At 63.9% G+C, this 22,727-nt stretch carries 19 protein-coding genes; 4 read left to right on the forward strand and 15 right to left on the reverse strand.

All coding sequences use genetic code 11. The features are described 5' to 3' along the window. Nucleotide 1: 1 nt before the first annotated feature. From murD to CXY70_RS08250, 9 genes are all read right to left on the reverse strand, one after another. Nucleotides 2–1,513 carry a UDP-N-acetylmuramoyl-L-alanine--D-glutamate ligase gene (gene murD / locus CXY70_RS08210; RefSeq protein WP_104191886.1) on the reverse strand — a complete coding sequence of 504 codons (1,512 nt, stop codon included), beginning with the start codon at nt 1,511–1,513 and terminating at the stop codon, nt 2–4. Then, nucleotides 1,513–2,604, reverse strand: a complete 1,092-nt coding sequence (gene mraY, locus CXY70_RS08215; protein ID WP_104191887.1) for a phospho-N-acetylmuramoyl-pentapeptide-transferase — start codon at nt 2,602–2,604, stop codon at nt 1,513–1,515. Before mraY ends, murD begins: the two co-directional genes overlap by 1 nt. Next, nucleotides 2,601–4,010, reverse strand: a complete 1,410-nt coding sequence (murF, locus tag CXY70_RS08220; RefSeq protein WP_104191888.1) for a UDP-N-acetylmuramoyl-tripeptide--D-alanyl-D-alanine ligase — start codon at nt 4,008–4,010, stop codon at nt 2,601–2,603. Before murF ends, mraY begins: the two co-directional genes overlap by 4 nt. Next, nucleotides 4,011–5,555, reverse strand: a complete 1,545-nt coding sequence (locus tag CXY70_RS08225) for a Mur ligase family protein (RefSeq protein WP_104191889.1) — start codon at nt 5,553–5,555, stop codon at nt 4,011–4,013. A 15-nt stretch (nt 5,556–5,570) separates the two neighbouring features. Then, complete coding sequence (locus CXY70_RS08230; protein WP_104191890.1) at nt 5,571–7,394, reverse strand: penicillin-binding protein 2; 1,824 nt, start codon at nt 7,392–7,394, stop codon at nt 5,571–5,573. 27 nt (nt 7,395–7,421) lie between these two features. Next, the gene (locus CXY70_RS08235; protein WP_104191891.1) at nt 7,422–7,985 is read right to left on the reverse strand and encodes a hypothetical protein; all 564 of its coding nucleotides are present in this window, start codon (nt 7,983–7,985) and stop codon (nt 7,422–7,424) included. Further along, on the reverse strand, nt 7,982–8,938 hold the full coding sequence (gene rsmH, locus CXY70_RS08240) for a 16S rRNA (cytosine(1402)-N(4))-methyltransferase RsmH (protein ID WP_104191892.1): 957 nt from the start codon (nt 8,936–8,938) through the stop codon (nt 7,982–7,984). Before rsmH ends, CXY70_RS08235 begins: the two co-directional genes overlap by 4 nt. A gap of 99 nt (nt 8,939–9,037) precedes the next feature. Continuing rightward, nucleotides 9,038–9,469 carry a division/cell wall cluster transcriptional repressor MraZ gene (mraZ, locus tag CXY70_RS08245; RefSeq protein ID WP_092110083.1) on the reverse strand — a complete coding sequence of 144 codons (432 nt, stop codon included), beginning with the start codon at nt 9,467–9,469 and terminating at the stop codon, nt 9,038–9,040. A gap of 278 nt (nt 9,470–9,747) precedes the next feature. Beyond that, on the reverse strand, nt 9,748–10,125 hold the full coding sequence (locus tag CXY70_RS08250; protein WP_104191893.1) for a DUF3040 domain-containing protein: 378 nt from the start codon (nt 10,123–10,125) through the stop codon (nt 9,748–9,750). Nucleotides 10,126–10,230: 105 nt separating this feature from the next. On the opposite strand from CXY70_RS08250, the gene CXY70_RS08255 reads away from it, so the two are divergent. Next, complete coding sequence (locus CXY70_RS08255; RefSeq protein WP_104191894.1) at nt 10,231–11,361, forward strand: polyprenyl synthetase family protein; 1,131 nt, start codon at nt 10,231–10,233, stop codon at nt 11,359–11,361. Nucleotides 11,362–11,413: 52 nt separating this feature from the next. Here CXY70_RS08255 and CXY70_RS08260 read toward each other — a convergent pair whose 3' ends face one another. Continuing rightward, the gene (locus CXY70_RS08260) at nt 11,414–11,746 is read right to left on the reverse strand and encodes an Rv2175c family DNA-binding protein (RefSeq protein WP_369827365.1); all 333 of its coding nucleotides are present in this window, start codon (nt 11,744–11,746) and stop codon (nt 11,414–11,416) included. 209 nt (nt 11,747–11,955) lie between these two features. On the opposite strand from CXY70_RS08260, the gene CXY70_RS08265 reads away from it, so the two are divergent. Both CXY70_RS08265 and pknB read left to right on the forward strand, forming a co-directional pair. Next, the gene (locus CXY70_RS08265; protein ID WP_233205831.1) at nt 11,956–13,284 is read left to right on the forward strand and encodes a LysM peptidoglycan-binding domain-containing protein; all 1,329 of its coding nucleotides are present in this window, start codon (nt 11,956–11,958) and stop codon (nt 13,282–13,284) included. Between the two features lie 91 nt (nt 13,285–13,375). Continuing rightward, nucleotides 13,376–15,352, forward strand: coding sequence for a Stk1 family PASTA domain-containing Ser/Thr kinase (gene pknB, locus CXY70_RS08270; RefSeq protein ID WP_104191895.1), 1,977 nt, complete (start codon nt 13,376–13,378; stop codon nt 15,350–15,352). Nucleotides 15,353–15,431: 79 nt separating this feature from the next. On the opposite strand, the gene CXY70_RS08275 is transcribed toward pknB, so the two are convergent. The 3 genes from CXY70_RS08275 to CXY70_RS08285 all read right to left on the reverse strand — a co-directional run bounded on the left by CXY70_RS08275 (nt 15,432) and on the right by CXY70_RS08285 (nt 18,624). Continuing rightward, entirely contained in the window at nt 15,432–16,802 is a 1,371-nt protein-coding gene (locus CXY70_RS08275; protein ID WP_104191896.1) for a class II 3-deoxy-7-phosphoheptulonate synthase, read from the reverse strand. Nucleotides 16,803–16,902: 100 nt separating this feature from the next. Further along, nucleotides 16,903–17,592 carry a 1-acyl-sn-glycerol-3-phosphate acyltransferase gene (locus CXY70_RS08280; protein ID WP_104191897.1) on the reverse strand — a complete coding sequence of 230 codons (690 nt, stop codon included), beginning with the start codon at nt 17,590–17,592 and terminating at the stop codon, nt 16,903–16,905. Between the two features lie 87 nt (nt 17,593–17,679). Then, nucleotides 17,680–18,624, reverse strand: a complete 945-nt coding sequence (locus tag CXY70_RS08285) for an ROK family glucokinase (RefSeq protein ID WP_104191898.1) — start codon at nt 18,622–18,624, stop codon at nt 17,680–17,682. Nucleotides 18,625–18,798: 174 nt separating this feature from the next. Between CXY70_RS08285 and CXY70_RS08290 the strand changes: the two genes are divergently transcribed. Continuing rightward, on the forward strand, nt 18,799–20,631 hold the full coding sequence (locus CXY70_RS08290; RefSeq protein WP_104191899.1) for a long-chain fatty acid--CoA ligase: 1,833 nt from the start codon (nt 18,799–18,801) through the stop codon (nt 20,629–20,631). A 175-nt stretch (nt 20,632–20,806) separates the two neighbouring features. Here CXY70_RS08290 and CXY70_RS08295 read toward each other — a convergent pair whose 3' ends face one another. Together CXY70_RS08295 and CXY70_RS08300 are read right to left on the reverse strand one after the other, a co-directional pair. After that, nucleotides 20,807–21,298, reverse strand: coding sequence for a peptide deformylase (locus CXY70_RS08295; protein WP_104191900.1), 492 nt, complete (start codon nt 21,296–21,298; stop codon nt 20,807–20,809). Between the two features lie 65 nt (nt 21,299–21,363). Beyond that, complete coding sequence (locus tag CXY70_RS08300) at nt 21,364–22,725, reverse strand: MinD/ParA family protein (RefSeq protein ID WP_104191901.1); 1,362 nt, start codon at nt 22,723–22,725, stop codon at nt 21,364–21,366. Nucleotides 22,726–22,727 lie beyond the last annotated feature (2 nt).

Consider the following 22,727-nt stretch of genomic DNA (forward strand, 5'->3'; position numbering starts at 1 on the left):
GTCACCTGCCTAGTAGATCGTGTACTGCCTGATTGAAAAGCCGGCCCCGTTCGGCATAGCTCTCGAATTGGTCCATGGACGCGGCCGCCGGTGCGAGCAGCACCGTATCCCCAGCCTTGGCGATTTCGGCAGCAAGCCGGACCGCCACCGTCATCACCTGTTCGGCGCCGTTGGATACAGTGTCGTCCGGGTCGATCTCGAACACGGTCAGGTCGGGGGCGTGTCGCGCGAATGCCTGGCGTAATGCCAGGCGATCGACGCCGATGATGATCGCGCCGCGCAGGCGGCCCACGTGCTTGCGCACGAGTTGATCGATGTCGACCCCCTTGAGCAACCCGCCGACCAGCCAGACGACTGACTCATAGGCGGCCAGGGAGGCATCGGCCGCATGCGGATTAGTCGCTTTGGAATCGTCGACCCACTCCACGCCGTCCCCGATAGCGACCGTCTCGATGCGGTGCGCGTCGAGGTGGAAGGTCTCCAGCGCCGTGTGGATGGTGGCCGGCGCCACGCCGAACGACCGCGCGAGGGCGCTCGCGGCGAGCACATCCATGATCACGTGCGGGGCGCCGAGGCCGGCCGATACGAGGTGCGGAACGGTGGTCAGTTCGAGGGCGCGTTCGAACCGGTCCGGAAGGAAGGCGCGGTCGCAGACGATGCCGTCGACGATACCCAATTCGCTCGGTCCTGGCACGCCGAGGGCGAAACCGATCGCCCGCGCACCGTCCTGCACGTCGGCTTCCTGCACCATTTCCCGGGTGGCGGCATCCGCTGTGTTGTAGACGCAGGCAACGGCGGTGTTCAGATATACCTTGGCTTTGGCAGCGCGGTAGGCGGCGGCCGAACCGTGCCAGTCCAGGTGGTCGTCAGCGACATTGAGGCAGAGGCTCGCCCAGGGCGCCAGCGCGCCCGGACCGCTCTTTGGCAGGTGGTGCAGTTGGTAGCTGGAGAGTTCGACGACGAGCACGTCCCACCCGGCAGGATCGCGGATGGCGTCGAGCACGGGCACGCCGATGTTGCCGCAGGGGGCAACGCGGCTGCCGTGGGCGGCGAGCATGGTGGCGGTGAGTTGCACGGTGGTGGTTTTGCCGTTGGTGCCGGTGACGAGCATCCACTCGGCAGGAACACCGACCTTGTCGCGCAGCCGCCAGGCAAGTTCGATGTCACCCCAGACTGGAATCTGATTCTCCGCCGCCCAATTGAGCAGCGGATGGTCGGGATGGAAGCCGGGCGACACGATGATCAATTCCGGGATCTGCGCTGCGAGTTCCGCGGGCACCTCCCGCAGGTCAGCCTGCACGAACGGCACTCCAAGCACCGTGAGCAGGTCGAAGCGTTCGTCGGGGCCGACAGACGCCAGAACAAGCACGTCGGCGCCGAGTTCGGCGAGGGTGTCGGCGGCGGCGAAACCGGTCACTCCGAGGCCGAGCACGGCAACGCGCAGGCCCTTCCAGTCCGCGTGCCAGCTGGTGAGGTCATCCAGGCGGTCGTTCGTAGCGGCGTCATCGCTCATTAGCGGCTCAGCCACTCGAGGTAGAACGAGCCGACACCGGCCGCGACGAGCAGTCCGCCGATGATCCAGAACCGCACGACGACCGTGACTTCGGCCCAGCCCTTGAGCTCAAAGTGGTGGTGGATCGGACTCATTAGGAAGATGCGTTTACCGTGGGTGATTTTGAAGTAGGCACGCTGCACGATCACCGATCCGGCTTCCATGACGAACAGTCCGCCGATGAGCACCAGGAGCAGTTCGGTGCGGCTGAGAATGGCGAGGGCAGCCAGCGCCCCACCGAGGGCGAGCGAACCGGTATCACCGAGGAAGATCTTGGCCGGCGAGGTATTCCACCAGAGAAAGCCGATCAGGCCACCGACGATGGTCGCCGCGACGATGGCGAGGTCGAAGGAGTCGGGGCCGAGGTAGCACTTGTACTGGTCGGCGGCATCCGATCCGCCGAAGCAGCTCTGGTTGGACTGCCAGAAGCCGATCACCACGAAAGACCCGATGGCAAAAATGGATGCCCCGGTGGCGAGGCCATCGAGGCCATCCGCGACGTTAACGCCGTTCGACGTCGCGGCCACAATCAGGCAGATCCAGAGCAGAAACACGGCGATGCCGATGAACGTGCCCAATTTGAGAAAGTCGAGGGGTAGATCGCGAATGAACGAGATGCTGGTCGAGGCGGGGGTCTGGCCGTTGCGGTCGACGAATTGCAACGACAGGACACCGAAAGCGCCAGCGACGATGACCTGCCCGAGAACCTTGGACCAGCCACCAAGCCCGAGACTGCGCTGGTGGCGCGTCTTCAGGAAGTCGTCGAGAAAACCAACAAGCCCGAGGCCCACCATCATGAACAAGACAAGCAACGGTGACGGAGTGAACGGCCGTTGCTCGATCAACATGGCCGTGAAATAGCTGATCAGCACACCCAGAATGATGATGATTCCACCCATGGTGGCGGTACCGCGCTTGGCATGGTGACTCTTGGGGCCGTCGTCACGAATGAACTGGCCCCAGCCGAGCTTTTTGAACAATCGAATAAACAGCGGCGTCAGAAACAGGGTGAACGCGAGCGAAAACGCTCCGGACAGCAGCAGGACTCTCACGAGAACAAGTCTCCCAGTCGATCGCCGAGGAATCGCAGACCCGCGGAGTTGGATGACTTCACGAGCACGGTGTCCCCCGGATTCACGCTGTTGCGCACCAGTTCGAAGGCTTCGTCCGGCGTGTCGACATAGGCCGACTCACCGTCCCAGGATCCCTCATTGATGGTGCTGATGTGCATGCGGCGAGCCCGCTGGCCCACCACGATCATCTGGGAGATGTTCAGCCGCACAGCGAGTAGCCCGATGCGATCGTGCTCTTCACCGGCTAGTTCGCCGAGTTCGGCCATCTCCCCGAGAACCGCGATGGTTCTCCGGCCGGGAATGCCGATCTGGGCGAGCGTCTTGAGGGCTGCGCTCATCGAGTCGGGGCTCGCGTTGTAGGCGTCATTGATGATCGTGACGTCGTCCTTTCCGCCGAGCACCTCCATGCGCCAGCGTTCGGCCCTGGTAGTAGCTTGTAGCGCGGCGACGATATCGCGAAGCGACACCCCGAGGACTTCCGCGGCGGCCGCGGCGGCGAGGGCGTTCATGACGTGGTGCTCACCGAGCACCGGGAACACAACCGGGGCGCTCTGCCCGTCGGCGAGGTGCAGGGTGAACGTCGTTCCGGTGCGCCCGGAATGCACATCGCTGGCGCGCACGTCGACCTGCCCATACTGGCCGAACCGCACGACGCGTGCGGGGGTGATCGCGGCCATCTGCGCGACGCGCGGGTCGTCGGCATTCAGCACCGCGACATCCGTGGGAAGCAGGTCGGTGACCATTTCGGACTTAGCCCGCACGGTGCCATCAAGATCGCCGAACTCACCGGCGTGGGCAAGGCCGATGGTGAGCACGATGCCAACGTCGGGTCGGGCCAGGCGCACGAGGTTAGCGATGGCGCCCTCGCTGCTGGCGCCCATCTCGATCACCAGGAAACGGGTGTCGTCGGTGACCTCGAGCATCGTCATCGGCGCCCCGACCTGGTTGTTGAAGGATCCTCGAGGGGCGACGGTGGGGCCAACCCGTTCGAGCATGCTGCGCAGCAGGTTCTTGGTGGTGGTTTTGCCATTGGACCCGGTGACGGCCACAATCTTGAGCGTCCCGGCGGCGCGCACCCTGGCGACAACGGTGGATGCCAGGGCGCCGAGCGCTGCAACGGCGTCGGCGACGACGATTTGGGTGACCGGCAGGTCAAGCAGTCGTTCGACGATGAGCAGCGCGGCGCCCTGGGCTGCAGCGACCGGCGCGAACAGGTGCCCGTCGGTGACCGCGCCGGGCTTGGCGACGAAGATCGAGCCGGGTTCGATCAGGCGCGAATCGGTCTGCACTGATCCGTTGACGAGATCCGATGGCGCGCACGCGCCGGCGAGGTGCAGGGCACCATCGACGACCTGGCTGATTTCGGCCAGGGAGAGTGCGATCATTTACAGCCACCCCGCTTCGCGCAGCGCCTGGCGGGAGTCGTCCCTGGCCGAATACGGCAGTTTCACGCCCTGTACCTCGTGGTAGTCCTCGTGACCGGGGCCCGCGTACAAAATGGTGTCTCCTTCGTGTGCGAGTGACAACGCCGTGCGGAATGCCGCACGCGGGTTGGCCACCTCGTAGAACTCGCCGTCCGGCACGGCTTCGCGCGCTGCTTTCAGTAGAACGGCACGGATGCTCGCGGCGTCTTCAAACCGCGGGTGAAAGTCGGTCACGACCACGATATCGCTGCCTTGGGCGGCGATCCGACCCATATCGGCGCGTTTCGTGGTGTCGCGGTCGCCGTCGGCGCCGAAGAGCATGATCAATTTACCCGGGGTAAATTTGCGCAGTGCCGCGAGCGTATTGAGGAAGGCATCCGGGCTGTGCCCGTAATCGATGTAGACGAGCGGCCCTCGATCACCGGAGATGCGCTCCGCGCGGCCCGGGATGAACGCGACAATGCCGCCGTCGCGGGTCAGCGTGTGCTGAATGGCACCGAGGTCGAATCCGCTTTCCACAAGCATGACGATGGCCAGAGCGGCGTTGGCGGCCATGTACCAGCCGAGCAGCGGCACCCGGGTGTGCAGGCGACGGCCATCGGGGCCGTCGAGCACGAAGTCGGTGTGCGTGGCGGACTCCCCCACAACGGTCATGTGCCAGTCGGCATCGACGTCTGCCCGATTGCTGATGGTCGTCACCGGGATGCGGCATTCGTCGGCGAGTCGGCGCCCCCAGTCGGTGTCAACGGTGACGACGCCACGGTGCGAGCGGTCGGGTTGGAACAGTTCGAGCTTGGCCTGAAAGTAGTCGTCCATCGCCGGGTAGTCGTCGAGGTGGTCGTGGCTGAGGTTGGTAAACGCAGCGATATCGAAGACGAGGCCGTCGACCCGGTAGCGGCTGAGGGCTTGCGCCGATACCTCGATGCCGACGGCGCGCACCTCGGCCTCGTTCATACGGGCCAACAGGGCGTGCAGTTCGCTGGCCTCGGGCGTGGTGAGCGAACTCGTGACGGCGAGATCACCGATGCGGCGTTCGGCGGTCGAGGTGAGCCCCGAGACGACGCCGAGTTGGTTCAGGATGCCGAATAAAAGGTAAACGACGCTGGTTTTGCCGTTGGTGCCGGTGACGGCGAACAGGGTCGCCGGGTTGTCGTCGGTGCGATAAATCCAGGCGGAGACGGCGCCGAGCGCGGCGCGGGCATCCGGTGTGACCAAAACCGGCAGACCGCTGGCCGCAGCGAGCAATGCTCCGGCCTCGTCGGTCAAAATGGCCACCGCCCCGGCCTCGGAGGCCGCGGCGGCGAAGGTCGCGCCGTGCAGGTGCGCACCGGGAACGCCGACATAGAGGTCGCCGGGTTGCACCGTGCGCGAGCTCAGGCTCACTCCGGTGACTTCGAGACCGTCGATGTCTCCACGAAGTTCTAGATCAAATTCGGCAACCAATCCCGACAACGACCGCGGAACGGGATGCTCGGGACGGAGAGCCGACGGCGCCAATTCAGACACGCAGGGCTCGCTTTCTTACCAGGTGGAAGGGAGGTCAGGCGCAGTCGCGCCTGAGGGAACCGCCCGGTACTTTTTCAACACCTGGCTCATGATCTCCTGGAAGACCGGAGCCGGTGCGGCAGATGTGTTCAGTTTAACAGGGTCGGCGATGCTGACCGAAACGACGTACTGCGGATCGTCGGCCGGAGCGTAGCCCGACACCGACACCAGATACCCGTCGGAGTACCCACCCTGACCGTCGGGCATCTGCGCTGTTCCGGTCTTGGCGGCGACCCGATAACCGGGGATGTTCCACTTGCTATGCACCCAACTTTTTTGATAAACCATTTCGAGTACATCGCTGGTCTCGTTTGCTGCCTTCTCTGACAGCACCCGCGTGCCGACCTGGTCCGGCACGTTCGTCATGGTGCCGTCGGCCTGCCTGCAGCCCGCGACCAACTGCACCGGCATGCGCACGCCATCATTGGCGATGGTCTGGTAGATGCTCGCAACCTGCAGCGCGGTCGTGGTCAGACCCTGCCCGAACATGGTCGCGTAGTTGGTCTGGTTGTCCCACTCGTCGAACGGATGCAGAATGCCGCCGTCTTCACGGGGAAAGCCCGTCTCGGTAGGTGTGCCAACACCGAACGCTTTCATGTAGTCGTAGCGCTGCTGGTCGGTGAGCATCTCTCCAAACTTGGACATGCCGGTGTTGCTGGAGTCGATCAGCACACCGGTCATGGTCATGTTTTGGTCGGGGTGGGAGTGACTGTCGTTGATATTGGCGCCGTTGGCCGGCAGGTATCGGTAGGGCGCGACAATCCCGGTTTCCAGGGTGGCCGCTCCGGCATCGAGAACGGATGCCGCGGTGAGCGCCTTGAAGGTCGAGCCGGGTTCGAAGGACTGGGTGAAGGCGCGGGAGCCGCGATCATCCGGGTTCTCGGTACCACCGACGTTGTTCGGGTCTACCGAGGGGTAGTCGGCCACGGCGAGGAGCTTGCCGGTCTTGGCGTCCTGCACCACCGCGGTCGCCCAAGCGGCACCCGTTTCCTGCGCCCGGGCCGCGAGAGTCTGTTGCACGAACCAATTCAGGTCGGAGTCGATGGTGGTGACGACGTCTCCGCCATCGGTGGCGGCGGTGCTCGTGACGCTGCTGCCGGGAATACGTACGCCGTCGGCGCCCTTTTCATAGGTTTCCGAGCCGTCGGTGGACGCGAGGCAGGCGTCCTGCCCGGATTCGAGCCCAGCCTGCGGAACACCCTCCCCCGACAGGTATCCGAGCATGTTGCCAGCTACGGCGCCGTTCGGGTACACCCGGCTCGGGCTGTTCTCGGAGTAGGTCCAGGGAATGTGCAGGTCTTGCACGGCACGCAGCACATCGACGTCGACCTTCTGGGCGATATAGGCGAAGTTCGCCTCAGCATTGGCCGTCAGTGCAGCCCCAATTGTCTGCAGGATGGCATCACCGGTTTGACCGGTTACTGCGCCGATCTCGGCAGCGGCGTCAGCCACCGAAATCTCAATCGTTTTGCCGTCGACGGTGCGCTTGAAAGGCGTCGCATTCACCGGGGACATGGTGATGTTATAGCGCATAACCGTTGCAGCGAGCACGACGCCGTCGGCGTCGATGATCTCGCCGCGCGAGCCGTAGACCACCTGGCCGACCGAGCGGTTTCCCACGGAGTCTTTGGTGAGCGAATCGGCCTGTACGACCTGGATATCCACCAAGCGCACGAGGAATACTGCGATCACAGCGAACAGCACAAGGATGGTGAAAACAGTACGCTGGCGGCTGGACCGAGAGTTGGTCGGATTGCTTCGGGCACTGCTGGTTCGGGCACTACTGTTGCGCACGCTCATCTGCCCATCATTGTCGACTCGAGGTAACTATCGGGTAGTGGGCGCCGCGAGTCCCGCCGGAACTATCGGTGCGCTCGTAATCGCCACGGTTCCGCCGGTCCTCGCCGCATCATCCGGAAGCGCCGAGAGCGGGGTGCTACCGGCCAGCAAGGCGTTGGGAACAAGACTGGCCGCTCCGGCCTGCGAGCCAGACGCTGAGGCCGGAGCGCCCAAAACAGCGCCGTCGGACAGGCGGAGGAAGACGGGGTTGGCATTGCTGACCATGCCCAGGCCCTCGGCATTGGAGGCGAGGCTCTGCGGGGAGGATAGCCGCACGAGGTCTTCACTGACGCTGGCGGCCGTGCGGCCAAGCTCAGACCGGCTGGACTGCAGGCTGGAGATTTCATAGGCACCCTGGGAGATGCCGACGCTGAGCAACAGCTGGGCCAGGATGATGGCTGCCATGCCGGCCACCGCGGTGAGGGCGTAGAAGATGCGCGGGCGCGCCCGGCGGTTCGGAGCTGCTGAGACAAGGCGAAATCCACGCCGCGCCGGCGCCTCGACAGGTTCACGTTCGATGGAAAATGATACGCGTGCCAGGTTGTCGCTCATGCGGCGGCCCTTCTCAGTCGAACAGCAGCGCGCAGCCGAACCGGCGTCGCGCGGGGGTTGAGTGCTTTTTCTTCGTCCGAGGCCAATTCGGCGCCACGCAGCAGAAGGGTGAAGAGCGGTTTATGTTCGGGCAGTTCCACTGGAAGACCGGCGGGGGCTGTTGAGCCGGATGCCGCGGCGAAGGCCCGCTTGACGATGCGGTCCTCGAGAGACTGGTACGCCATGACGACGATGCGGCCGCCGACTTGCACGCGCTCGAGCGCGGCCGGAATAGCCCGTTCCAGTACGGCCAGTTCCTGGTTGACCTCGATGCGCAGGGCCTGGAACACGCGCTTGGCCGGGTGACCGAGGCGCTGGACGGCGACCGGGGTGGCCTTGGTGATGACGTCGACCAGTTGCGCTGACCGAACGAAGGGAGTCGCTTCGCGGGCTTCGACGATGGCCTTGGCGTAGCGGGCGGAAAGTTTCTCTTCGCCGTAGTCCTGAAAGATGCGTTTGAGGTCGCGTTCGCTGTAATCGGCGAGAATGCTCTCAGCGGTCAGGCCAGCGGTGCCGTCCATGCGCATGTCGAGCGGCGCATCTTTTGAATAGGAGAAGCCCCGCTCGACGCGGTCGATCTGCAGGCTGGAGACGCCGAGGTCGAAGAGTACGCCGGCAACCTCGCTGATGCCGAGGTCGTCGAGGGCTTCGCCGATGCCGTCATAGACGGTGTGCACCAGGTGCACCCGGTCTGCGAAGCTCTTGAGGCGATCCTCGGCGATGGCGAGAGCCTCGGTGTCGCGGTCCAGGCCAACCAGGATGAGTTCGGGAAAACGCTTCAGGATAGCTTCAGCGTGGCCACCCATGCCGAGTGTCGCGTCGACGAGAACGGCACCGGGCTTAGTGAGGGCCGGAGCGAGCAGCTCAACGCAGCGTTCCAGCAGTACCGGGGTGTGAATTTCGTTGCTGACCATAATACCGGGCTAGGCCCTGAGGCCTGATTCCCCTCCATTTTGACCTGGCACGGGGGAAGTGTGTCAGGGCAAAAACGGCTGGGAGTCAGGCACCAGGGGCTAGAAGAGTCCCGGAATCACCTCCTCCGTCGTGTTGGCGTACGAGGTTTCCTGCTCGGCGAGGTACGTGGCCCACGCTTCGCTGTCCCAAATCTCGACTCGGCTGCCAGCACCGATGACGGTCAATTCCCGGTCAAGCCCCGCATAACTGCGGAGGTTGCCGGGGATGGTGACGCGGTTTTGTTTGTCCGGTGTTTCTGAACTCGCGCCCGACAAAAACACTCGGAGGTAGTCCCGAGCTTGCTTGCTCGTGACGGGTGCCTGGCGGATTTTGTCGTGCAGGGTTTCAAATTCGCGGGTACTGAACACGTAGATGCAGTGTTCCTGCCCCCGCGTCATCACCACACCAGTGGAGAGCTCATCCCGAAACTTCGCGGGAAGAATAATGCGACCTTTTTCGTCGAGCCGGGGGGCGTAGGTGCCAAGGAACACGCTCACCCCTTTCTTCCGGCCAGATTCAGGTGTAGCTCCACTTTACTCCACCTTCAACCACCAACCTAAGTTTTTTCGGCGAATGTTCCAAATTAGGCGCCAAGAACCCATCACGCTATTGAAGAATCAGGGTGGAGGAAAATGGAGCAATATTTCTAAGAATGCAGGTTGCCGGTGCGTTTTTGGGTACAAAAAAAGGGCCGATCAAATGATCGGCCCTGCGGAACTGCGAATTCTTGAGTTATAACCGCCCGGTAAAGGGCTCGAAATCGGTCGAGCTACTGCCCGTCTTGCCGGCGGTCCCAACGATCATTCAATCGGTCCATGAAGCCCTGGTTGGACTTAGCTTGGGCCGGGCGACGACCGGGCGACGACGGCCCGGGAACCGAACGAATGGCCCTGCCGGGCGTCACGGCGATGAGTACGCCGCCAAACATGACGACGAAGCCGAGAATGCCGAGCCACAATTGCGCAATCGCTACACCGGCGATGAGTGCAACAATGCCAGCGACGGCGAGCAACACACCAATCGCTATGGAACGATAATTCGGGCGAAGCCTCGACGCTCCAACGCTGGCCACAAAATCGGCATCGTTGTGATAGAGGCTGCGCTCCATCTCTTCAAGGAGTCGCTGCTCTTGTTCCGAAAGCGGCATCTCATTCCCTCCAGTTTCGGGATCGAGCGGGTGGTTTGACAAAGTCGGACCGGGCAAGCTCGTCTAGCCTCAGTCTAGCCCCGCCGGGATGGCTAGGCTATACGCGTGCCTGAAAGCAAACGCCTGGTCGACTTGGTTCAATCTCGCATCGACGCGTACCTCATGTCCCGCGAACCAATTGTGACTCTGATCAGCTCCGATTTGACTGCTCTCATCGACTACTCACGGCAGTTTCTCAGCGGTGGAAAACGGTTCCGCGCCCAGTTTTGTTACTGGGGGGCGCAGAGTGTTTTACCGCCTGATTCCGGCCTGGAATCGGTTATGCAAACGACGGGCTTGCCAGCCCCAGCAGGGTTGGCCGCGGTCGTATCAGCCGCCAGCGCTCTCGAAATTTTTCACGCGGCGGCACTCGTACACGACGACATCATCGACAATTCCGATACCCGTCGAGGTGCGCCGAGCGCCCACAAGCTGTTCGAACGCTTACACGAGCGTGAAGGCTGGGCTGGTGACCCCGTCTCGTACGGCCGCGCGTCGGCCATTCTGCTCGGCGATCTGCTGCTGGGCTGGAGCGATGAGCTGCTCGATGAGGGGCTCGATGAACTCACCGATCGATCCTCGGCCCGGCGTGCCAGGCTCGAATTCAACTTCATGCGCACCGAGGTCACCGCTGGCCAATACCTCGACATTCTCGAGGAACGAGCCTGGCTGGCCCAGCCGGAGGCGGAACTACTCGATCGGGCCCTGCGCGTGATCGTCTACAAGTCGGCGAAGTACAGCGTTCAGGCTCCGCTCGTGATTGGGGCGGCGCTGGCAGGCGCCTCGACCGCTCAGCTGGATTCGCTGCGGGCATTCGGCCTGCCGCTCGGTATGGCGTATCAGCTGCGCGACGACCTGCTTGGAGTGTTCGGCGACGCCGCCGTGACCGGCAAGCCGAGCGGCGACGACCTGACGGAGGGCAAGCGAACGGTGTTGATCGCACTAGCGCGGGAACGCCTGAGCACCACCGACCGAGCATCGCTCGATGCGCAGCTCGGTGACGCAACGCTCGATGCCGCACAGATTCGTGCCCTCCAGCAGCTCCTCACAGCCAGTGGCGCCGTCGACCGGGTTGAGGCGCTCATCGCATCCCAGGTTGCCGAGGCACTGACGGCTCTGCACAGCGCGCCGATCAGCGTCGTTGCCCGGCAAAAGTTGCTGGACCTGACCGATCGGGTGACACGTCGAGCGTTTTGATCGACGGCCATGCGGCCGATTTAGGCGATCGCCTGCTTCGGCGAACGCCTGTTCAGGCTAGGGCTTGTGCGACCCGTCGTACTTCGGCCTTGCGACCGGCCCGAAGGGCTTCGATCGGGGGTACTCCCAGGCTGTCATCGACTTCGAGCAGCCAGGTCATGGCCTGCATGTCCGTGAAGCCGTCGTCGGCCAGCACGAACAGCGTGCCGCGAAGTTCGGGGACGGGAGCGCCGTCACGCAGAAACAGGGACGGAACCGACACGACATTGTCGCGCCGGATAGCCAGGAGGTATTTGTCGTCGATCAGGTGTCGAACGCGGCTCTGGCTCATTCCGAGCAGGTTGACTAGGGCAGGGATAGTAAGCCACTCGGGCTCTGAAGACACATCGCTCACTCCTGTAGCCTCCCATGATTTGGTGCCGCGACAAAACTTCCCGGCACTTTGCACACGTGATCGGACCAACTCAGCGCGCCTGATCAATTGACTCCGTCTCCTAATTGTGAAAACCTCGCAGTGGGGATTGCTGCATTCGACCCGATACTGTACGACCTTGCTGGCTGGATCGCGCGTGTGCGCACAATGAACGGAGCACCATGTCGACCAGGGTGAAAACGAATACGGCGGATGCTGCGGCGTCCGCCGCTCGAAATACGACCGTTGACGAGGCGGTCAGCGTCGCTTTTTCTGGTGCTGGTTTCTCCGGTATTAGCACCGCGGCGAAGCGGCGTGCGAAGAAGCCCAGTGATCTGCGTTCCCTGCCGGCATCGCTGACCGTGCCAATCGTGCTGGTCAGCACCCTCGCGATCAGCCTCAATCTGGCTGCTCCGGCCCAGGCTCAAGTTCTGGCGAAGAAGCCGCTCAAGTCGAAGCTCGCCGAGGCCGCTCCCGTCGTGACGGTGGCCGCAGCGGCCGTCCAAGTTGCGCCAGCCCAGTACCCGGTCGTGGACGGTGACACCGTCAGCGGCATCGCTGCCCGGTTCGGCTTGTCGACGGCGGCCGTGCTGGCATTGAACGGTCTCGATTCCCGGGCTCTGATCTTTCCTGGACAGACTCTAACCCTGACCCCGGCAGCGGCGCCAGCCACCGTCGTGGCCGCGCCGGCGGCATCCGCTTCGTATTCGGTGCAGAGCGGCGACACCATCAGTGGCATCGCTGCTGCTCACTCACTGAAGACCGTCGACGTTCTCACTGCCAACGGACTTACCGGGGACAGTGTTATCCACCCCGGACAGGTCATCCTCTTGTCGGCGTCCCCAGCACTGGAGTCGGCGGCATATGTCGTGCCGGTCGCCGAGATCGCCGCTGCAGCCACCCACACCATCGCCAGCGGCGAGACCATCACCGCCGTGGCCAACGCGGCCGGGGTGAGCGTGCAGGCAGTGCTCGACGCCAATGGCCTTGGCTGGTCGAGCATCATCTACCCCGGACAGGTCTTGACCCTGCCGACCACGCCGGCACCGGCCTCCGTTTCTGTAGCCGCAATTATTCCAGTGGCGACGGCGGGTGTGGTAACTCCGATGTCGGAGGAAATGCGACAGAACGCCCAGAAGATCGTGGCCGTCGGCCGGGGCGCCGGTGTGAGCAATGCCGGTCTCGTCATCGCGCTAGCCGCGGCCGCCCAGGAATCCGGGCTGCGCAATGTGAACTACGGCGATCGGGATTCCCTCGGCCTATTCCAGCAGCGCCCGAGTGCCGGCTGGGGAACGCCGGAGCAGGTGATGGATCCCGTGCGGGCCAGTCTTGCCTTCTTCGGCGGCGCGAGCAACCCGAACCCCAACGTGACCCGCGGTCTGCTCGATATCGCGGGCTGGGAGTCGATGACTGTGACCCAGGCTGCCCAGGCCGTGCAAATCTCGGCCTACCCCGACTATTACGCAAAGTGGGAAACGTCAGCGCAATCTTGGCTGAGCGAAATCGGCTAGCCCGGCAGTTGAGTCCCTGGGTCCCGACCTGGATGGCCCCCGTCTGCGCGCCGCGCGCCGGTGCCGCCGCCGAATTCCGTAGAATCTAGGAGTGACCGTTCCTTCGACCGACCCGACGATAGGCCGTCTTATCGACGGCCGGTATCAAGTGCGCTCGCGCATTGCGCGCGGCGGCATGGCCACGGTCTATCTGGCCACTGACCTGCGCCTCGAACGCCGGGTCGCCATCAAGATCATGCACGGCCACCTCGCCGACGACAGCGCGTTCAAGGTCCGTTTCATTCAGGAGGCCAGGTCGGCTGCCCGACTCGCCCACCCGAACGTCGTGAACGTCTTCGACCAGGGCCAGGACGCGGACATGGCTTACCTCGTGATGGAATATCTTCCCGGGATCACCCTTCGTGACTTGCTCAAGGACTACGGTCGCCTCACCCCCGAGCAGACACTCGATATTCTCGAGGCCGTGCTCAGCGGGCTGGCGGCCGCCCACAAGGCGGGCATCGTGCACCGCGATGTCAAGCCGGAGAACGTGCTGCTCGCCGATGACGGCCGCATCAAGATCAGCGACTTCGGCCTGGCGCGCGCGGTCAACAACAACACAGCGACCGGCCAGGCCCTGCTGGGAACCATCGCGTACCTTTCCCCCGAGCTCGTCACCCGCGGTATCGCCGATGCACGCAGCGATATCTATGCCCTCGGCATCATGACCTTCGAAATGCTTACCGGTGAGCAACCCTATGTGGGCGAGGCGCCGATGCAAATTGCTTACCAGCACGCCAACGACACTGTACCGATGCCGAGCAGCAAGGTCGCCTCCGTTCCCCACGAACTCGACGAACTCGTGCTCTGGGCCACTGCGCGCGACCCGGAAGACCGCCCCCGTGACGCCAGAGTCATGCTCGATCAACTGCATGACGTAAGCGCGCTGGTGCGCGGCGGTACTCAGGAATTGGCTCTGCAGTCGACCATGGTGCTACCTGTCAGCCTGCGCACCGGCGCGAACCCGGTCGCGGATGCCGAAACGCAGGTTCTCGGTGCCAAGCTCGCTCCCACAAAACCTCCCGCTGCAACCCTGCTCGGAATTCACCCGATCGGCACCGGTCCGGTCGGTCCGGCCGACAACGGTGATCTACTGAGCAAAAAAGTGGACAAGCGCAAGGGCCGCGGATTCTGGCTTTTCGCCCTCGTTCTTCTCATCGCGGCTGCCCTCGGCGGTACCGGTTGGTATTTCGGCTCGGGCCCCGGGTCAGACGTGTCCGTGCCCGACGTCGCGTCGGCCTCCCCCGAGGCCGCGTCGACACAACTGACCAAGCTCGGCCTCACGCCCGAGCTTGGTGGTGCCTTCAGCGCGACAATCGCCGAAGGGCTCGTCATCGGCACCGATCCGGATGCCGGCAGCCGGGTTCCACAAGACAGCGCGGTCACGATCATCGTCTCCCAAGGCCTGCAGCCCATCACGCTGCCGGCCCTGGCCGGTTTGGCGCAGGAGGCGGCATCCGCTGCCATCACCGATCTGAAAGCCGTCTTGGGCAGCGTCGACCCAATCTTCAACGGTGACGTGGCCGCAGGCTCCGTCATCTCTGCCAGCAAGGAATCCGACGGCGCCGACGTCTCGGCTGGCGGCGAGTACTTCGAAGGCCTCACCGTGAATCTCGTCGTGTCGCTCGGCTCCATTCCAAACGTCGACGGCAAAACCGTGGCCGAGGCCACCGACATCCTGGTCGGCAAGACCCTGATCGTGGTCTCGGGCGAGCAGACGTACAGCGACACGGTCGCAGAGGGCGACGTCATCACTGCGCAGGTGCCTGATGGCACAATTCGCGAGGGTGCCACCCTCACCCTGGTCATCTCCCGCGGGCCCGAGCCGGTCACAGTGCCCAATGTCGTTGGCATGTCCTGGAACGAGGGCAAAGACACCCTGACCGCGCTCGGTTTCGTTTTGAGCTACAACCTTGGCGCTGACGCGATCGCCGCGCTCCTCGACGTTGCATCCACGAACCCTGTCGCTGGTACGGCAGCAGCCAAGGGCAGCACGATCACGCTCAAGCCGACGAACCCGTTCGGCTGATCTCGGGCCCACCTTACGACTCTGGGCCCAGTTTATAAACTGGGCCCAGGGACCGGGCCCGGGCCCCTCCAAGAGGGGGCTAGCGGGCGGCTAGCTCCTCGGCGACCAGGAACGCTAGCTCGAGGGACTGCATGTGGTTCAGGCGCGGGTCGCAGAGGGACTCGTACCGGGTCGCGAGGGCGGCCTCGTCGATGTGCTCAGAGCCGCCGAGGCACTCGGTGACATCGTCGCCGGTGAGCTCGACGTGGATTCCACCGGGGTGCGTTCCCACGGCACGGTGTGCCTCGAAGAAGCCCTTGACCTCGTCGACGACGTCGTCGAAACGACGCGTCTTGTAGCCAGTCGGCGTCGTGACACCGTTGCCGTGCATTGGGTCGCTGACCCACAGCGGCGTGGCTTCGCTGGCCTTGATGGCCTCGAGCAGCGGGGGCAGGGCGTCGCGCACCTTGCCGGCGCCCATGCGGGTGATGAAAGTGAGGCGGCCGGGTTCGCGGTTCGGGTCGAGCTTGTCAACGAGTCGCAGCATGTCGTCCGTCGAGGTGGTCGGGCCGAGCTTGACACCGATCGGGTTGCGTACCCGGGACAAGAAGTCCACGTGAGCGCCGTCGAGGTCGCGGGTGCGCTCTCCGATCCAGATGAAGTGGGCTGAGGTGTTGTACGGCGTTCCGGTGCGGGAGTCGATGCGGGTCATCGGGCGCTCGTAGTCCATCAGCAGGCCCTCGTGGCTGGTGTAGAACTCGGTGCGCCGCATCGCTTCGAAGTCAGCGCCGCAGGCGATCATGAACTTGATCGCGCGGTCGATCTCCTTGGCCACCTTCTCGTACTGCTGGTTGGCCGGGTTGGCGGCGAAGCCCTGGTTCCAGCTGTGTACCTGGCGCAGGTCGGCGAAGCCACCCTGCGTAAACGCACGAATGAGATTGAGGGTTGAGGCAGAGGTGTGGTAGGCCTTGACGAGCCGGTCAGGGTCGGCCTCGCGCGACTCGGGCGTGAACGGGTAACCGTTGACGATATCGCCGCGGTACGCCGGAAGCGTTACACCGTCGCGGGTCTCGAAGTCGCTCGAGCGGGGCTTGGCGAACTGGCCGGCCATGCGCCCCATCTTGATTACCGGCATCGACGCACCGTAGGTGAGCACAACGGCCATCTGCAGCACGGTCTTGACCCGGTTGCGAATCTGATCGGCCGTAGCGCCGCTGAACGTCTCGGCGCAGTCGCCGCCCTGCAACAGAAAACCCTGCCCACCGGCGGCCTGAGCCAGCCGGTCGCGCAGAATATCGACCTCACCGGCGAAGACCAGCGGCGGCTGGGTCGCCAGCTCAGCGGATGCCGCCGCCACCTTGGCGGCGTCGGGCCAGGTCGGCTGCTGCTTGATCGGCAGCGTGCGCCAGTGGTCGAGACCCGTGATGACAGAGGCTTCTGCGGCAACAATGGGCTCGGTGGGGTCTACCACGGGATGGTTCCTGTTTTCTCTGCTGGGCCGTACGAGGCGTATCGACCCGAAATGGATGAGGTGCTGCACCGTCACACGCGCAGACAGCACTTCAAGCAGCTTATCGCGAAAGGCTGGCCCGCTTCTCCTTGACCGAGGAAGCGTAGACGTCGACGTACTCCTGCGTGCTGAGTCGCTGCAACTCGTACATGAGTTCGTCGGTGACACTGCGCAGTACGAACCGGTCCCCCTCCATGCCCGTGAACCGGGTGAAGTCAAGCGGTGTGCCGATCACAATGCCGATCCGACGCACCTGCGGAATCCTGGTGCCGGTGGGCATGGCCTTCTCGGTGTCGATCATGGCGACGGGAATGACCGTCACTCCCGATTCCAGCACCATACGGGCCACACCGGTACGTCCGCGATACAGGCGGGCGTCGGGGCTGCGGGTGCCCTCGGGATAGATGCCGAGGATGCGGCCCTCGCCGAGCACTCGAAGGCCGGTGTTCAGCGAATCCTCCGAGGCCTTGCCGCCGGAACGATCGATGGGGAGCTGTCCCGCCGCGGTGAGAAACTGCCGTGTGGCCCAGCCTTTGAGGCCCTTGCCGGTGAAATAGTCACTCTTGGCGAGAAACGCCACGCGGCGCGGCACGACAAGCGGCAGAAAAACCGAATCGATGAACGAGAGGTGGTTGCTGGCGAGAATGACCGGGCCGGTCTTCGGAATGTTCTCCAGGCCGATGATCCACGGTCGAAACAGCGTGAGCAACAGCGGGCCGATGACGATGTTCTTCATGAACCAATAGAACATTCGCACTCCCTTATCCGACTACGAAAGCTTAGTCCGCCTGCCACAGCAAAGCGGATGCCGCGCGCGGCCGGCGCCCACGGCATCCCCTCAGCGCACCGCGTGTATTCGGGCCAGGTCGGCCGCTCCCACGACACCGGCATCGTTGACGAGCTGGGCAATGGCAAACTCCGCTTCCGGGTGGTAGCCGCGGGCCGGCAAATATTCGAGGTAGGCGGCACGAATCGGTTCGAGCAGCAGGTCTCCGGCTGCCGCCACTCCCCCGCCGAACACGAACACCTGCGGGTCGAGCACGGCACCGAGGCTCGCGCAGGCCTGCCCGAGGGAGCTGCCTAGCTGGCGCAGCGCCGCGCGAGCGCCGCCGTCACCGTCCTGAATCAGCCGCCCCACTTCCTTACCGGTGAGTTTGCCGCGCCGCTCACGGACGGCGGCCAGGCCCAGGCCGATGCCGCCGGCATCCGCGAATTCGTTGGCGATACGCAGCAGGGCCCGACCGGAGCCGTACTGTTCCAAGCAGCCATGGGCTCCGCAGCCACAGGGAAGCCCGTCGGGAACGACCCGGAGATGACCCAGTTCAGCGCCGGCGCCAAAGCCACCGCGAAACAGGGCATTGCCCGACACGATCGCGCCGCCCACGCCGGTGCCGACGGTCAGGGTGACCATGTCGGTGTACGGGCGACCAGCACCGAAGCGAAACTCCGCCCAGCCGGCCGCGTTGGCATCGTTTTCGATAATGATGGGCAGGTCGAGTCGAGCCTCGAGCTTGTCGCGGAACGGCTCATTGCGCCAGCTGATATTCGGTGCGTAGTACACGGTCGACTGGGCGGAGTCGATGAAACCAGCCGCCGCGACCCCGGCAGCGACAACCTCTTCGCCCTCGGGGAGGCCGCGAATCATCGCAACGACGGCATCCTCGATCGCGTCCGGGTTGCCCGGCGTCGTTGGCTGTCGATCAGAGCGGATGATGGTGCCCGCCTCGTCGACCAGCGCTCCGGCAATCTTGGTGCCCCCGATATCGATACCTATGGCGTGCACGGGCCACCTTTCTTTCTCGGCCTGGGAAAAGTCGCGTCCGTCACCCGGACGGCCACGCAGGACACCCTCTAGAGTGTAGTAAACCAGTTTGCCGCTGGACGAAACACCCGCTCACCGCTGAATTTTCTTGCGATTGCGCAGTTGGCACGTTCAGCCGGTACCGAAGGAGTTGCCGTGAAACAGTTTGATATGCCCGCCGTCGTTCCCGCCGATCCTGGCGCCAATATCACCGACCTGCTGATGGACCGCCTGACCGCGACTCCTGATCTTGTACTTTTTTCCCTGCCGCGTGGCGGCCAATGGCTTCCCGTCACCACTCGGGAGTTCCACGCGCAGGTCGTAGCGCTGGCCAAGGGTTTCGTTGCCGCTGGCATTGAGCCCGGCGACAAGATCGGGCTCATCTGCAAAACCCGCTACGAGTGGACCCTGATCGACTTCGCCGTATGGTTCGCCGGAGCAGTCCTGGTGCCCGTTTACGAGACCAGCTCGCCCAAGCAGGTGCAGTGGAACCTCAGCGACTCCGGCGCCATGGCGGTCATCGTCGAAACCGCCGATCATTTCGCCCGCTTCGATGAAGTGCATCCGGAGCTGGCCGAAATCCGTTCGGTCTGGCAGATTGATCTGGGCGACCTCGACAAGCTCGTGGCCGGGGGCGTCGTCGTGACAGACGCTGAGATCGAACGTCGCCGTAATCTCGCCGTGGGCAATGACATGGCTACCCTCATCTACACTTCCGGTTCGACGGGCAAGCCCAAGGGCTGTGTGCTCACCCACGCGAACTTTCTCGAGACCAGTCGAAATGCCGCGGTCGCGCTCAAGGAAGTCCTGGTGCACCCCGAAGGCGCCTCGACCCTGTTATTCATCACCACCGCCCATGTCTTCGCTCGTTTCATCTCGGTTTTATGCGTGCATGCTGGCGTGCGCGTCGGTCATCAGGCCGACACCAAGACCCTCCTGGCCGCGCTGGGCAGCTTTCAACCGACTTTTCTGCTCGCGGTACCGCGGGTCTTCGAAAAGGTCTACAACTCGGCGCAGCAGAAGGCGGTCGCCGGGGGCAAAGGCAAAATCTTCGATGCCGCCACACATGTGGCGGTTGAGCATTCCAAGCTGGTGCAGGCGGGAACATCGATTCCGTTCGGGATGAAGATCAAATTCGCTCTGTTCGACAAGCTGGTTTACAGCAAACTGCGTGCCGCCATGGGCGGCAAGGTCGTCTGGGCGGTCTCCGGTTCCGCTCCGCTCGGCGCCCACCTCGGTCACTTCTTCAAAAGCCTCGGCATCGTCATTTTGGAAGGCTATGGCCTTACCGAAACGACTGCCCCCGCCAATGTGGGCCTGGCCACGCGGGCCAAGATCGGCACCGTCGGCCCTCCCCTGCCCGGCGTTTCGGTGCGCGTGATGGACGATGGTGAGATTGAGGTCAGGGGTGTCAACATTTTCAAGGAGTACTGGAACAACCCACAGGCCACCGCAGACACCTTTGACGACGGCTGGTTAAAGACCGGCGATATCGGGGACTTTGATTCCGACGGTTATCTCACCATCACCGGGCGTAAAAAGGAGATCATCGTCACGGCCGGCGGCAAGAACGTGGCACCGGCCGCCCTCGAAGACCCCATCCGCGCGAATCCGCTCATCAGCCAGGTCGTCGTTGTGGGCGACCAAAAGCCGTTCATCGGCGCGCTCATCACCCTCGACCCCGACATGCTGCCGGTCTGGCTCAACAACAACCACGAGGACGCCGGGATGTCGCTCGCGCAGGCATCCGTCAATAAAGCCGTGCTCGCCGAAGTCCAGCGCGCGGTCGACCATGCCAATGAGGGTGTGTCGCGGGCGGAGTCGATTCGCAAATTCTCGGTGCTCGCTATTGAGTTCACCGAAGACAGCGGGCATCTGACGCCGAAAATGAGCATCAAGCGCAACATTATTATGCGGGACTTCGCTGGCGAGATCGAGGACATGTATTCGGGGGCGCCGGTCACCGAGGGGATTTCGCTGCGCGAGTAGTTTGTTCGGTGGACTGCTGCCCGGCCAGCTACTTTGGCGGGTCGGTCGTGGGAAAAGCATTCCGCTCCCCGCTCAGACATCGAGGTCTTCCGGGAAACACTTTCCCCGTGCCCCCACGTGATGGGAACACTCGAGGCTTTGCCCGTACCACGACGGAGGTGAGTGGTTCTGGGAGCTAGAACCAGGTGGACTCGCGGATTTCCTTCATCGCGGCCTTGCGGTTGATGGTGTCGAGGCGGTCGATGTAAAGAAAGCCGTCGAGGTGGTCAGTTTCGTGTTGGAGGGCCTGCGCCATGATGCCGGTGCCGAAGAGTTCGACCGGATTATTGTCGAGGTCGATGCCGGTGACCCGAGCGAAAGGGTAGCGCTTCGTGGGGTACCAGAGGCCGGGAACGGAGAGGCAGCCCTCGTCGACGAGGTCGGGCTCGCCGGAGAGTTCAACGACCGTTGGGTTCAAAATGTAGCCGATGACACCGTCAACGTTGTAGCTGAAGGCGCGCAGGTTGACGCCGATCTGCGAGGCGGCAACGCCGGCCCGACCGGGCAGTCGCACGCTGTCGACCAGGTCCTGTACGAGACCACGCACCCGGTCGTCGATCCCGTCGATGGGATCGGAGACGGTTTTCAGCACCGGATCTCCGAAGAGACGGATCTGGCGTTCGGGCACGGGGAAGCTCCTCGGTAGGGCGGATGGTGACAGGCGAATGAGTCGGCGACTCGGGGTTCGCCTGGCTACAGGTTGCGGTCGGCGGGGAGGCCCTCGACGACCAGCTCGGCGAGGGTGCGTGCGGCCAGCCGGGTGATCGGCTTCAGATCCTTGTACGACACGACGCTGCCGGCAGCGAGTTGCGGGTCGTAGGGAATCCGCACGATTTCGCGCACACGGGAGCGGAAGTGCGACTCAATCTCTTCAAGCCGAACCAGATTGGTGCCCTGAGTAGCGGTGTTAAGCGCGACGATCGCGTTGCGCACCAGCTCACCGTAGCCGTTCGCTTCGAGCCAGGTCAGCGTTTCCGACGCCAATCGGGCCTCATCGACGCTGCCGCCGGAGACGATCACGATGGAATCGGCACGCTGCAGCGTCGCTCGCATAACCGAGTGCACGATGCCGGTGCCGCAGTCGGTCAACGCGATCGAGTAGTACCGCGCGGCGAGGTCGGCGACGACGTTGTAGTCGTTCTCATCGAATGCTTCGGAGAGAAGTGGGTCGGTGTCGGAGGCGAGGATGTCGAGGCGGGTCTCATCGCGGGAGACCAACGCGGAGAAGTCGGTGAAGTTGCCGATCGATGCGGCCTTAGAGACGACGTCGCGCACGGTCGAGCGTGTCTGCTTGCTGACGCGCTCAGACAGGGTGCCGCGGTCGGGGTTGGCGTCGATGGCAATAATACGGTCATCGCGGGCATCGGCCAGGGCCATGCCGAGCAGGGTCGTGACAGTGGTCTTGCCCACGCCGCCCTTGCGGGTGAGGATCGGCACGAACCGGGTGCCGCCTTCAAACTGGCGACGAATGCGTTCGTCCATTTCTTTATACGCGCGCACCTTGGCCGAGTCGCCGAGGTTGACCAGGTGCAGGGTCAGCGCGTAGACGAATTCAGGCCAGACTCCCCGCGGCGCCTTGCGGGTCTTGCGGTTGACCGCGAGCAGGCGATCAGACGTGAGCATGGCTGCAGACTCGGGGGCCGTGCTGTTTTCGGTGCGGATGCGGTCGCGCCGGACGGAGGAGGCGGCATCCGCTCTTGAAAGTGATTCGATGGCGGAACTGGAGCCTGCTGCCCTGGCCGGTGCTGGCGTTGAGATTTCGACGGTGTGGGTGGCCGGGGTCGACATGATCCGCGTTGTCTCGATCCCGTTGCTCGGGAGGGATGCGGGCCGAACAGCGGCGGCCACCGAGCGGCGGGGCCCGACCGTCACCTCGATCGGAACGCTCAGGCTTTCGGGCAACGACGCGGCGAGGTTGTCGATCGTGTGCGGTGGCAGCTCACTGTGGTAATCGTCACCGCGCGTGTCCAAACTGTCGCGCTCGTCGCGGGTTCGCTTTGCGGCAGACACCGGGCGGGCGGGCGCGCTCTGATCGTCAATACGTTTGTCTGGCACGG

The organism is Cryobacterium sp. Y82 (assembly GCF_002929495.1).
In the GTDB taxonomy this organism is placed as follows: Bacteria; Actinomycetota; Actinomycetes; order Actinomycetales; family Microbacteriaceae; genus Cryobacterium; species Cryobacterium serini.

Excerpts from the sequence above, each read along its gene's own strand:
- CXY70_RS08280 (WP_104191897.1), bottom strand. The coding sequence starts at position 17,592 with ATGTTCTATTGGTTCATGAAGAACATCGTCATCGGCCCGCTGTTGCTC.
- murD (WP_104191886.1), bottom strand. The coding sequence starts at position 1,513 with ATGAGCGATGACGCCGCTACGAACGACCGCCTGGATGACCTCACCAGC.
- murF (WP_104191888.1), bottom strand. The coding sequence starts at position 4,010 with ATGATCGCACTCTCCCTGGCCGAAATCAGCCAGGTCGTCGATGGTGCC.
- rsmH (WP_104191892.1), bottom strand. The coding sequence starts at position 8,938 with ATGGTCAGCAACGAAATTCACACCCCGGTACTGCTGGAACGCTGCGTT.
- CXY70_RS08235 (WP_104191891.1), bottom strand. The coding sequence starts at position 7,985 with ATGAGCGACAACCTGGCACGCGTATCATTTTCCATCGAACGTGAACCT.
- CXY70_RS08250 (WP_104191893.1), bottom strand. The coding sequence starts at position 10,125 with ATGCCGCTTTCGGAACAAGAGCAGCGACTCCTTGAAGAGATGGAGCGC.
- CXY70_RS08265 (WP_233205831.1), top strand. The coding sequence starts at position 11,956 with ATGTCGACCAGGGTGAAAACGAATACGGCGGATGCTGCGGCGTCCGCC.
- CXY70_RS08230 (WP_104191890.1), bottom strand. The coding sequence starts at position 7,394 with ATGAGCGTGCGCAACAGTAGTGCCCGAACCAGCAGTGCCCGAAGCAAT.